We start from the raw sequence: 12,642 nt of genomic DNA, 5'->3' as shown, positions 1-12,642 counted from the left end.
CGCGCTTAGCCTCTTATCTCTACGTTACAATTAAAATGGAAAATTGCACACCAGCAAGTATAATGGTACCATCTGCATTTCATTATATCTCTAATGATATCAGAAAACTTAAAGAAAATGTAGAGAATGGGGAAAACGTATGAATTACCCAACAAAAGTGACAATAATTAAAAGAAAGGGCCAGTGATGGTCGGTTTAGGTGTTTTTGCACGTAAATTTTTTGGTTCAGCTCATGAGCGACGCCTCAAAGCACTCCGCCAAAAAGTTGCACAAATTAATGCTTTGGAAGAACAATTCGTAAAATTAAGTGATGAGCAGCTTTACCAAAAAACAGATGCCTTTCGTAAACGTCTTAGTGGAGGTGAAAGTATTGATTTGCTCTTACCAGAAGCTTTCGCAACTGTTCGTGAAGCAGCAAAACGTGTTTATGACATGCGTCCTTTTGACGTACAACTTATTGGTGGAATGGTCCTTCACGACTGCGGCATAGCTGAAATGCGTACTGGTGAAGGTAAAACATTAATGGCAACTCTACCAATTTATCTCAATGCATTGGAAGGTAAAGGCGTTCATGTTGTGACAGTAAACGATTATCTCGCCAGTCGTGATGCTGAAACAATGGGGAAAATTTTTAGTTTTCTAGGGCTTACAACAGGCGTGATTCTTCATGATCTTGATAGTGAAGCCCGCCGAGAGGCATATGCATGCGACATCACCTATGCCACAAATAATGAACTAGGTTTTGACTATTTGCGTGATAATATGGCCTTCGATCATAGTCAAATGGTCCAACGTGGACATCATTACGCAATTGTTGATGAAGTTGATTCGATTCTTATTGATGAAGCCCGTACCCCCCTTATTATTTCTGGTCCTCTAGAAGATCGGACTGACTTCTATAACCTTATTGATACATTTATTCCTGCCTTAACTCCAGAAGACTATGAAATAGACGAAAAACAAAAAACAACGACCTTTACCGAAGTTGGTACTGAAAAAATTGAAAAAATGCTCGAACAAGCTGGGCATCTTAAAGGTGAGAGTCTTTATGACATAGAAAATGTCGCTATCGTTCATCATGTCAATAATGCTCTAAAAGCTCATAAACTGTTTGCTCGCGATAAAGATTATATTGTTCGCAATGATGAGATCGTTATTATTGACGAATTTACAGGGCGAATGATGCCTGGGCGGCGTTATTCTGAAGGACTTCATCAAGCTTTAGAAGCTAAAGAGCATGTTGCTATTCAACCAGAAAACCAGACACTTGCTTCCATCACTTTCCAAAATTACTTCCGTATGTATAGAAAATTATCTGGCATGACTGGAACTGCAACAACAGAAGCCGAAGAATTCAGAAATATTTATGGTCTTGACGTTGTCGAAGTTCCTACAAATTTGCCAATACAACGTATTGATGAAGATGATGAGATTTATCGAACAGCAGAAGAGAAATATCGGGCAATTGTGCGTGATATCCGTCAAGCACACGAAAAAGAACAGCCTATTCTTGTTGGAACAACCTCTATTGAAAAATCAGAACAATTGGCAGAACGTTTGCGAAAAGAAGGCATTACCGATTTTAGAGTCTTAAATGCTCGCTATCACGAACAAGAAGCATATATCATTGCGCAAGCAGGAGTTCCTAAAGCTCTCACCATTGCAACCAACATGGCAGGACGCGGTACGGATATACAACTTGGTGGTAATGTTGAAATGCGCATTCGACAAGAGTTACAGGATATCACCGAAGGTCCAGAGCGGACAGCTAAAATTGAAGAAATAAAAAAAGATGTCAAGCAACTTAAAGAAAAAGCTTTAGCGGCTGGAGGGCTTTACGTTATCGCTACTGAACGTCATGAAAGCCGTCGTATTGATAACCAGCTTCGTGGACGTTCTGGTCGCCAAGGCGATCCTGGTCGCTCAAAATTCTTTCTCTCTCTTCAAGATGATCTTATGCGTATCTTTGGCTCCAACCGTATGGATGGTATGCTACAAAAACTTGGATTGAAAGAAAATGAAGCTATTATCCATCCATGGATTAATAAAGCCCTTGAAAAAGCACAAAAAAAGGTCGAAGCACGAAACTTTGAAATTCGTAAAAATCTACTAAAATATGATGATGTCATGAATGATCAACGCAAAGTTATTTTTGAACAGCGTATGGAGGTCATGAATGCAGATGATTTATCAGAAATGATCCTTGAAATGCGTAATGAAGTCGTAGAGGATCTCGTAGAGGCTTATATTCCATCAGGGACATATTCTGAAAAATGGGATGCAAAAACTCTCGAAGAAGAGCTTCAACAACTCTTTAATCTTGAGCTTCCAGTGGAAGAATGGGCAAAAGAAGATGGAATTGCCGAGGAGCAAATTCTAGAGCGTGTATCAGATGCTGTTACAAAACTTGAAAATGATCGTACTGAACGATATTCTCCAGAAGTTATGGCTTATTTTCACAAAGCAGTGTTGCTCGAAACTATTGACACGTTATGGCGTGAACATCTGGTAAGTTTAGACCATTTGCGTTCTGTTGTTGGGTTTCGTGGTTATGCGCAGCGGGATCCACTCAATGAATATAAGACAGAATCATTTGAACTCTTTCAAAATATGTTGAAAAATTTGCGCAGAATTGTCACTTCTAAACTTATGCGCTTTGAAATTATTCAACAACCCACAGAACCAACCATGCCTGAGCAAACGGATGCTGTTTCATCCGTCTTTAATGATCAAAGTCAAGAAAATGCTCCAACCTTATGGGCACGATCACAAGAAAATAGATTTGTTAATCCACAAGATCGTGACCCTAACGATATAACCACATGGGGAAAAGTTGGACGTAATGAGCGTTGTCCTTGCGGTTCAGAGAAAAAATACAAACACTGTCATGGAGCCTTTGTTTGAAAAGTAAACTATGCAAATGAATAAAAAGCGAAATTATGAGCAAGAATTGCGCACAGCTGGTTTAAGAGTAACACGTCAACGACGTGTTATTCTTGATATTTTGACGGATACAAATGATCATCCCAATGCATTTGAAATTTTTCAGCGTGCAAACAAAATAGATTCGAATATTTCACTCTCAACGGTTTATCGAACCATGAAAATATTAGAAGGAAATGGAACAATTCATCGCCATAGCTTTAGTGGTGGTCCATCTCGTTTTGAGCAAGCAGATGGGCAACATCATGATCATCTTATTGATATAGAAACAGGACAAGTTATCGAGTTTCATTCTGATGTTATTGAAAAGCTGCAAGAGGAAATTGCAAAATCCCTTGGCTATGATATTATTCATCATCGCCTTGAACTTTACGGAAAAAAAAACTCTTAAAAAAATGATTATATATCATTAGATAAAATACCTCAGGCAAATCAAATTTTATAAAAATTTACCTTTAAAATATAATAGTTTTCATTGGCAAAAAAAAAGAATTGCTTTATTACCTCTTTTTGTATGATGCTATACGGTAATTCATTGCCGATATTATCACAAAAAATCATTGCAAAAAAATATTATAAAAATTGTATTATGAAAAATTAGGCCAATATTATCATGGTTTCTTTGCCACAAGATCGTATGAAACAGCTTGAAAAGCGCTTTGAAATAATTGAAAGCCAAATGACAACAAATCCAAATGCTGAAACATATGTCAAATTAGCTTCTGAATATGCAGAACTACAACCCGTTATTACCTCTATACGCGCATTAAATGCTCTTTACGAAGAGATTACAGAATTAGAAGCGATTATCAACGATAAACAAACAGATATAGAGATGCGTAACCTTGCCCAGGAAGAGCTACCATCGTTATATAAAAAAGGAGAGCAATTTGAAAAAGAACTCCAGATTCTGCTTTTGCCTAAAGATGTTGCTGATGAAAAAAGCGCTATTATTGAAATTCGAGCAGGAACGGGTGGATCAGAAGCAGCACTTTTTTCCGGTGATCTTTTTCGCATGTATGAACGTTATGCCCATGCTCACCATTGGAAAGTAGAAGTTATTTCACTCAGTGAGGGGGAAGTTGGCGGATATAAAGAGATTATTGCTAGCATTTCAGGAAAAGGTGTCTTTTCTAAATTGAAATATGAATCAGGTGTCCATCGTGTGCAACGCATCCCTGAAACAGAGACAGGTGGACGTATTCATACATCTGCTGCTACCGTTGCTGTACTTCCAGAGGCTGAAGATATTGATATTGATATTCGTCCTGAAGATATTCGTATCGACACAATGCGTGCATCTGGAGCAGGAGGACAGCATGTTAATACAACGGATTCAGCTGTTCGTATCACGCATATTCCAACAGGAATTATGGTCGTACAAGCAGAAAAATCACAACATCAAAACCGAGCACGAGCCCTTCAAATTTTACGGGCACGCTTATTCGATATCGAACGACAAAAAGCGGAAAATGAACGTTCAGCTTCCCGTAAGAGCCAAGTTGGTTCTGGTGATCGTTCAGAACGTATTCGTACCTATAATTTTCCACAAGGACGCATCACGGATCACCGTATTAATCTGACCCTGTATAAGCTTGATCGCATATTGGAAGGAGATCTTGATGAGCTTATTCATGCACTCATCTCAGATCACCAAACAGCACTCCTGATGGAAATGGACGATAATTGAACAAATATTCTTTCAAAAATGTCATCCAACAAACTCAAAAAAAATTGCGCATGAAAGGAATTTCTGAAGCCAATCTCGATGCGAAAATACTCATTGAATGGATAACAGGAATAAATGCTGCTGAAAGAATTTCTCAACCAGATATACCTCTATCTTCTGAGCACATTACACAAATAAAACAGGCTGTCCAACGGCGGATTGCAGGCGAACCCGTCTACCGTATTATAGGAGAACGAGAATTTTATGGCATATCCTTCGCTTTGTCTCAAGAGACGTTAGAACCCCGTCCTGATACAGAAACGTTGATAGATCTTGTTCTCCCTTTCCTCAAAAAATATGTCGAAAATTCGAGAAAAATAACACTCCTTGATATGGGGACAGGAAGTGGCGCCATTGCCATTGCCATTCTTAAACACATTCCACAATCCTATGCAGTCGCTGTCGATATTTCTGAAGATGCCCTTAAAACAGCGACAAAAAATGCAAAAAATGCTGAAGTAATACATCGCTTCACACCTCTTCTTAGCGATTGGTTTAATTCTGTCACTGGTCGCTTTGATTTCATTGTTTCCAATCCACCTTATATCCCCGCAAAAGATATCAAAAAACTTGCAAAAGAAGTGCGCTTACATGATCCATTACGCGCTCTTATCGGTGGAAAAGATGGTCTTGATTTTTATCGTAAGCTCGCCCATGAAGCAGCCAACTACTTAAAAGAAAACGGCACTATCGCTGTTGAAATTGGTTACTCTCAAGAAAAAGAAGTTTGCAATTTGTTTGAAACAAATGGCTTTCAATGTTTAGAAATGCGCAAAGACCTCAGTGGAATACCCCGCGCACTTCTATTTGCATGCAAACATTAAAATTCCCAATCATCATCCGTGGTAGCAACCGCCTTGCCAATGACATAAGAAGAACCAGCCCCTGAAAAAAAGTCATGATTTTCGTCAGAGTTTGGTGATAAAGCTGCCAAAATAGCGGGATTAACACGACAAACCTCAGGGGGGAAAAGAGCTTCAAAACCTAAATTCATTAAAGCCTTGTTAGCATTATAATGAAGAAAAATTTTAACATCTTCCGTCAATCCAAGTGCATCATAAAGATCTTCAGTATATTTGCACTCGATGTTATAAAGGTCAAAGAGCAGGTTAAAAGCAAAATCTTTAATTTCTTGTCTTTTGGCTTCATCAAGCTTTGCAAAGCCCAATTGGAATTTATAACCTATATAATAACCGTGAACCGCTTCATCACGAATGATCAGTCGAATGAGATCTGCTGTATTGGTTAACTTAGCGCGACTGGCCCAATACATGGGCAAATAAAAACCAGAATAAAATAAAAAGCTTTCCAGTAAAGTAGAAGCAATTTTTTTCTTGAGTGGATCATTTGCTTCATAACGTTCAAGTACTAATCTAGCCTTTTTCTGCAAATGAATATTTTCTTCCGACCATCTAAATGCATCATCAACTTCTACGGTCGAGCAAAGGGTTGAAAAAATAGAGGAATAAGAACGTGCATGAACCGCTTCCATAAACGCAATATTCGTCAAAACCGCCTCCTCATGCTCTGTTATCGCATCAGCCAGAAGCGAAATGGCTCCTACAGTGTTTTGAATTGTATCTAAAAGCGTTAGTCCTGTAAAAACACGAATCGTTAATTTACGTTCTTCATCCGTTAAGCTTGACCATGAGGGAATGTCATTGGAAAGTGGAACCTTCTCAGGTAACCAAAAATTCCCAGTTAAGCGGTTCCATACTTCAAGATCTTTCTCATCATGTAATCTATTCCAATTAACAGCACACACAACAGGATTTTTGGTTGTAATCTTTGTCATATGATGATCTCCTATAAACTGCACGAAACACAGCCATCTACTTCTGTTCCACTTAATGCTACTTGCCGTAATCGTACATAATAAATACTCTTGATACCCTTTTTCCAAGCATAAATTTGTGCGCGGTTAATATCACGTGTGGTCGCTGTATCGGGAAAAAATAATGTTAATGAAAGACCTTGATCAACATGCTGTGTTGCAACAGCATAGGTATCTATAATTTTTTCAGGCCCAATCTCATAAGCATCTTGGTAAAAATTCAAATTCGTATTATCCATATAAGGAGCGGGATAATAAACGCGCCCAATTTTTCCCTCTTTGCGAATTTCAATTTTTGAAGCAATTGGATGAATAGAAGAAGTGGCATGATTAATATAGGAAATAGATCCCGTGGGTGGAACAGCCTGTAGATTGCGATTATACAACCCATACTCAACAACTAAATCTTTGAGTTCCTGCCAATCATTTTGACTTGGAATAACAATATTGTTCCGTGCAAAAAGCTCTTGTACAAGCGCAAATTGCGGTTTCCATTCTTTTTCAATATATTTTTCGAAAAAACGCCCATCTGCATAAGCTGATTTTTCAAACCCTGCAAATATTTCTTGACGTTCGCGCGCAATTAAATTGGAAGCACGTATGGCGTGATATGTCACAATATAAAAGTAGATATTGGTAAAATCAATCGCTTCTGGAGATCCATAATAAATCTGCTCACGCGCTAGAAACCCATGCAAATTCATTTGTCCCAAACCAATCGCATGACTTTCGGCATTGCCTTTCGCAATGGAAGGTACACAAGCAATATTGCTCATATCCGAAACAGCAGTCAGAGCACGAACAGCAGATTCTACGGTCTGTCCAAAATCAGGACTTTCCATTGCTTTGGCAATATTCATGGATCCAAGATTACAGGATATGTCACTTCCAATCGTGCGATACGTTAAATCTGTCTCCAGTTCACTCGCCTCACTCACCTGCAAAATTTCTGAACATAAATTGCTCATACTTATGCGCCCAGCTATCGGATTCGATCGATTAGCAGTATCCTCAAATAAAATATAGGGATAACCCGACTCGAATTGAATTTCCGCTAGTGTCTGGAAAAAAACGCGTGCACTTATTTTCTTTTTACGAATCTTTGCATTATCAACAAAGGATCGATAATGCTCCGTTAAAGAAATATCGCTAAAGGGTTTACCTGTAACACGCTCGATGTCATACGATGAGAAGAGATACATATCCTCATTATTCCGTGCAAGCTCAAAAGTAATATCAGGAATAACGACACCAAGCGAAAGCGTTTTGATTCTAACTTTTTCATCAGCATTTTCACGCTTTGTATCCAAAAACTTCATAATATCTAAATGATGAGCATGCAAATAAACAGCTCCAGCCCCCTGTCGTGCCCCAAGCTGATTGGCGTAAGAAAAAGAATCTTCCAAGAGTTTCATCACCGGTAAAACACCTGAGGACTGATTTTCTATTTGCTTAATTGGCGCTCCAGCTTCCCGCAAATTGGTCAAACAAAGCGCCACACCTCCACCACGTTTTGAAAGCTGCAAAGCCGAATTAACCGAACGACCTATCGATTCCATATTATCTTCAACACGTAGCAAAAAACACGAAACCAATTCACCACGTTGTTTTTTGCCAGCATTTAGAAATGTCGGCGTTGCTGGTTGAAAACGTCCTGTAATAATTTCATCCACAAAACTTTCCGCAAGAGCTTTATTCCCTTGTGCCAAATATAAAGCTACAAGACAGACGCGATCTTCATAACGTTCAAGATAACGTTTCCCATCAAAAGTCTTCAGTGTATAGCTGGTATAATACTTAAACGCGCCTAAAAAGGTAGGAAAACGAAATTTAAATGCATAAGCACGTTTAAAAAGCTTTTTAATAAAAGAAAAATCATAAAGCTCAAACAAAGCTTTTTCATAATAACCTTCTTCTATTAAGTAATCTATTTTTTCCTTCAAGTTATGAAAAAAAACTGTATTTTGATTAACATGCTGAAGAAAATATTGCCGCGCAGCAAGCCGATCCATATCAAATTGAATATGACCATTTTCATCATAAAGATTAAGCATTGCATTCAACGCATGATAATCAGTAACCTGATCCGATTTCTGCGATTGTCCTATACCAATTGTTTCCAAAATCTTTCCAATCCCTTTTTTACATAAATAACGTCTTCATCAGTTCCACGCAGCTCAAAACGATAAAGGCAAGGGACACAACATTTTTCAGCAATAATTTTACTTGCTAAATTATAATAGCGACCAAAATTACGATTCCCACCGCCAATAACACCACAAATTAATTTTCGGTTCTCAGATTCATTAAGAAACTGGACAACGGCCTTTGGCACGGCCCCTCTTCCTTCGCCATCTGCATATGTAGGAACAACCAATACATAAGGTTCACCAACCAATGCAGAAGGCTTTTTTTTATCAATTTTGAAGAGTCGTTGACCAAGCTGCGAGACAAAATGTTCTGTATTACCCGTTGCACTCGAATAATAAACAATAAGCCCCATTAAGCACAAAGACCACTAATCATATCTGGTCTAAAACCAGACCAATGATTTTCACCACAAACAACGACAGGAACCTGACGATACCCCAGAGATTGAACAAAACTATATGCTTGTTCATCACAGGAAATATCAACAACACGATAATGAATGCCTTTTGCATCAAAAGCGCGGCGTGTAGCATCACATTGGACACAAGATGGTTTACTATAAATAGTGATCGACATTTTCTTCAACTTTCACAATTCCAAACAATCAACCCTGAAAGGTCAATCTAATAATTTTATAGGTACTCAAGAATAACAAAAAACAGAAATTGTAAGCAAAACATGTGGTTATTTTCAAATAATACACAGCTTCTTAAACATAACAGAATTCCTCATCAAATAACTTCAAAAACTATGATGAGAATAAGCGATTATTCTACAACTTAAATGGCAAAGCCCCCTAGTTATAAAACAATCTTTTGCTTGCATTACAATTCCCTCCTGCTGTCTAAAAAACTAACGTTCTAAACTACCGTTTTTCAAGAGCTCTGTTTACTCTTTTACGGCAAAAATCAATTACAAAAACGAAAGGGAATCCTTCCAAAAGAGACTCTTCAGTAAAAATACTGCTATATCTTTGGCCAATAAACTCTTTACAATAATGGAAATAACTTAGATACCAAACGAAACACACTAACACCCTCTCTTGTGCTTATTTAGAATCACCAATCATTTTGATACTATATATAGTATATACTCTCTCTCTTTCGTCAAGGTGAATTCAATTATTATTTTTAATTTTCCACGATCTTCCCACTAAAATTTTCAGTACTCAAAACTATGTAATAATATAACATTTTGTTGACAAACGTTATATTATTACATAGTTTCCAAAATAATAAGCAACAATGGTAAAAAATATGGATCTGCACTTCAATAAGACAACATTAGGCTATAGGAATAGAATAGCAATAAAGAACTTTTCAGCAAAGTTAAAAGCTGGTTCATTGGTTGCAATAACAGGTGATAATGGCGCTGGAAAATCGACACTGCTAAAAGCCATCGCCGGATTGATTAAACCTCTTAAAGGAAAAATTACAAAACCAAAAAAAAGCCGCATTGCTTATCTTGCTCAGCAATGTCATGTAGATCAAACATTTCCAATTGATGTGAAAACGCTTATCAAAACAGGGTTATGGTCCTTTTGTGGATTATGGAAAAACCAACGCCCTTATGATTCTAAGATTCAGAATGCGCTTGAAATGGTTGGACTCTCAGCACTTGCCACCCGTTCGCTTGAAACATTATCAGGTGGGCAATTACAACGCGCTCTTTTTGCACGTATCATTGTACAAGATGCCAATATTATTTTGCTTGATGAACCTTTCAATGGTGTAGATCATAATACCCAAAAAGACCTTCTTGCACTGATCACATACTGGCAACAGCAAGGACGCACAATTCTCACAGCACTCCATAACCCTCTCATCGTGCAAGAATTTTTTCCCCAAATGATTCAAATTGATCAACAAAACGCCTTTTATGGAGAAACAACACAGTTTTTAAACAACACCCTTCATCACGTTATGCCACCTCTCACATCCAATTCTTTCCCTATTAGCGCACAACAAAAACAAAATCTTCTCATTAATGATCCTCTCTTTCTTAGGTTATAAGACGTGTATGCATTTTTTCTTGCCCCCTTTGTTGATTTCCAATTTATGCAAAACGCTCTTATCGGCTCTATTCTCCTCTCTATTAGTGCTTGTCCTGTTGGTGTGTTTTTGATGCTCCGTGGAATGAGTTTGACAGGAGATGCTATCTCTCATGCCATTCTTCCTGGTGTTGCAACTGCTTTTCTCATTTGCGGCTTCTCCCTTATATCTATGACACTTGGTGGTATTTTTGCTGGCATTATTGTTGCTTTAGCAACCATTTTGATTTCACGAAACAGCTTTCAGAAAGAAGATGCATCCATGACCGTCTTTTATCTTATTGCACTCGCGGCAGGTGTTATTATTATCTCACTGAAAGACTCAACTATTGAGCTGCTTCATCTCTTATTCGGATCGGTTCTTGCACTTGATGCACAAGCCCTTTGGTTAATCACTACTATAATGCTGATTACACTATGCAGCCTTTGTATTTTTTGGCGTGCACTCGTTTTAGAAAGCTTTGACCCCCTCTTTTTTAAATCACTCTCTCCATTGAGTAAATATATTCATATTTCATTGCTTGGACTTGTGGTGCTGAATCTAGTTGGAGGCTTTCAATCACTAGGAACATTACTTTCCGTTGGCATTATGATGATTCCAGCCATTACAGCCCGTTTTTGGTTTTCACGGCTAGGCCCTATTTGCGCGCTTTCCACTCTTTTTGGAATCATTTCTAGCGTAGGTGGTCTCCTGCTTTCTTTTCATCTTTCACTTCCATCCGGCCCTGCTATCATCATTACCGCAGGATTTATTTATCTTGTTTCCTGTTTGATAAGTCCACGTGGCTTTATTGTAGCATGGTTTCCCCACCTCTTTTATACCTCCTCACTTTAAGGAAAAAAACGTGCCTAAATTTGCTCAAAAATTTGTTCTTCTTGGAGCTTTATTGCTTGCCCTTTCTCCATTTTCTGCTTCTGCACACAATAAAATCAAAGTTGTTGCGAGCTTTTCCATTCTTGCAGATCTCATAAAAAATGTAGGAGATAACCATATCTCTATGACCACTTTTGTAGGTCCCAATGCGAATACCCACACTTATGAACCTACCCCTCATGATGCTCAAGCTCTTAGAAATGCTCAAATTATTTTCATCAACGGACTTCATTTAGAGGGGTTCATTGACCGCCTTATCACAGCAAGCGGTACAAAAGCACTTCTTGTCAAAGTTAGTGATAATATACCCCCTCTCGAAATGAAAAAACAAGAACATAATGCCCATCATCACAGCGTTATTGACCCACACGCTTGGCAAACAATTCCCAATGTTGAAATCTATGTGAAGAATATTGCTGCTGCTTTTTGTAAAATTGATCCACAATCCTGCACCAGCTACAAAAAAAATGCCGAAACCTACATCCAAAAACTTAAAATAGCACAAGATACCCTGAAAACAAAAATTGCTACCATTCCTAAAGATAAACGTATCATTATCACATCTCATGATGCCTTTGGCTATTTTGCCAAGGAATATGGTTTTACTATCCTTGCTCCTCAAAGTGCTTCAACAGAAACTGAAGCAACCGCAGCCGATGTAGCCAAGCTTATTAAACAAATTAAAGCGAATAAAGCAACGGCCCTATTCGTTGAAAATATCTCTAATCCTCGTCTCATAAAACAGATTGCAAAAGAAACAGGTTTAACAATTGGTGGAACACTTTATTCTGATGCATTGTCAAACAAAAATGGCCCTGCAGCAACTTATCTCGATATGATGGAACATAATGTGAATACCATCATTGATGCTATCACAAAACATTAAGATCTTCTATAAAAGAGATAAAAAAGAGTTCATAAAATCGTAAGTCTATGATTATGTTACTAATGATGCCCCAACAGCTATAATTGATAACATTGATATGAAATAAAGTTACTTTTACAGAGAAATTTATACTCTATAGATTCTAAGATAGATAAAGTAAGTAGATTTATTGCCT

At 37.9% G+C, this 12,642-nt stretch carries 11 protein-coding genes; 7 read left to right on the top strand and 4 right to left on the bottom strand.

Annotated features, from left to right (window positions below):
• The first annotated feature begins 186 nt into the window (after window positions 1-186).
• The 4 genes from secA (at window position 187) to prmC (ending at window position 5,496) form a co-directional block, all read left to right on the top strand.
• The gene (gene secA / locus ACFIML_RS04445) at window positions 187-2,904 is read left to right on the top strand and encodes a preprotein translocase subunit SecA (protein ID WP_375687475.1); all 2,718 of its coding nucleotides are present in this window, start codon (window positions 187-189) and stop codon (window positions 2,902-2,904) included.
• A gap of 10 nt (window positions 2,905-2,914) precedes the next feature.
• Window positions 2,915-3,334, top strand: a complete 420-nt coding sequence (locus ACFIML_RS04440) for a Fur family transcriptional regulator (protein WP_375606771.1) — start codon at window positions 2,915-2,917, stop codon at window positions 3,332-3,334.
• A 222-nt stretch (window positions 3,335-3,556) separates the two neighbouring features.
• The gene (gene prfA / locus ACFIML_RS04435) at window positions 3,557-4,633 is read left to right on the top strand and encodes a peptide chain release factor 1 (protein ID WP_375687473.1); all 1,077 of its coding nucleotides are present in this window, start codon (window positions 3,557-3,559) and stop codon (window positions 4,631-4,633) included.
• A complete protein-coding gene (gene prmC, locus ACFIML_RS04430) occupies window positions 4,630-5,496 on the top strand; it encodes a peptide chain release factor N(5)-glutamine methyltransferase (RefSeq protein ID WP_375687471.1) in 867 nt (288 codons plus the stop codon). The genes prfA and prmC overlap by 4 nt, the downstream gene beginning before the upstream one ends.
• On the opposite strand, the gene nrdF is transcribed toward prmC, so the two are convergent.
• From nrdF to nrdH, 4 genes are read right to left on the bottom strand one after another with little or no spacing between them, the layout of a single operon-like run.
• Window positions 5,493-6,467 (bottom strand): class 1b ribonucleoside-diphosphate reductase subunit beta, encoded by a 975-nt coding sequence (gene nrdF, locus ACFIML_RS04425; protein WP_273722534.1) that lies wholly within the window; start codon window positions 6,465-6,467, stop codon window positions 5,493-5,495. The genes prmC and nrdF overlap by 4 nt on opposite strands.
• A gap of 11 nt (window positions 6,468-6,478) precedes the next feature.
• On the bottom strand, window positions 6,479-8,629 hold the full coding sequence (gene nrdE, locus ACFIML_RS04420; protein WP_375606768.1) for a class 1b ribonucleoside-diphosphate reductase subunit alpha: 2,151 nt from the start codon (window positions 8,627-8,629) through the stop codon (window positions 6,479-6,481).
• Window positions 8,611-9,009, bottom strand: coding sequence for a class Ib ribonucleoside-diphosphate reductase assembly flavoprotein NrdI (gene nrdI / locus ACFIML_RS04415; protein ID WP_375606767.1), 399 nt, complete (start codon window positions 9,007-9,009; stop codon window positions 8,611-8,613). Before nrdI ends, nrdE begins: the two co-directional genes overlap by 19 nt.
• Window positions 9,009-9,233, bottom strand: coding sequence for a glutaredoxin-like protein NrdH (gene nrdH / locus ACFIML_RS04410; protein ID WP_005774163.1), 225 nt, complete (start codon window positions 9,231-9,233; stop codon window positions 9,009-9,011). Before nrdH ends, nrdI begins: the two co-directional genes overlap by 1 nt.
• Before the next feature lie 680 nt (window positions 9,234-9,913).
• Between nrdH and ACFIML_RS04405 the strand changes: the two genes are divergently transcribed.
• The 3 genes from ACFIML_RS04405 to ACFIML_RS04395 are packed head-to-tail and all read left to right on the top strand — an operon-like array spanning window position 9,914 to window position 12,467.
• Complete coding sequence (locus ACFIML_RS04405) at window positions 9,914-10,669, top strand: ABC transporter ATP-binding protein (protein WP_375606766.1); 756 nt, start codon at window positions 9,914-9,916, stop codon at window positions 10,667-10,669.
• Between the two features lie 3 nt (window positions 10,670-10,672).
• A complete protein-coding gene (locus ACFIML_RS04400; protein WP_375606765.1) occupies window positions 10,673-11,542 on the top strand; it encodes a metal ABC transporter permease in 870 nt (289 codons plus the stop codon).
• 10 nt (window positions 11,543-11,552) lie between these two features.
• Window positions 11,553-12,467 (top strand): metal ABC transporter solute-binding protein, Zn/Mn family, encoded by a 915-nt coding sequence (locus tag ACFIML_RS04395; protein WP_375606764.1) that lies wholly within the window; start codon window positions 11,553-11,555, stop codon window positions 12,465-12,467.
• Window positions 12,468-12,642: the final 175 nt, after the last annotated feature.

The organism is Bartonella sp. AC62GZZY (assembly GCF_042196525.1).
Classification (GTDB): domain Bacteria; phylum Pseudomonadota; class Alphaproteobacteria; order Rhizobiales; family Rhizobiaceae; genus Bartonella.
The sequence above is the reverse complement of the archived record's forward strand: the minus strand, read 5'-3'. Positions and strand labels throughout refer to the sequence as shown.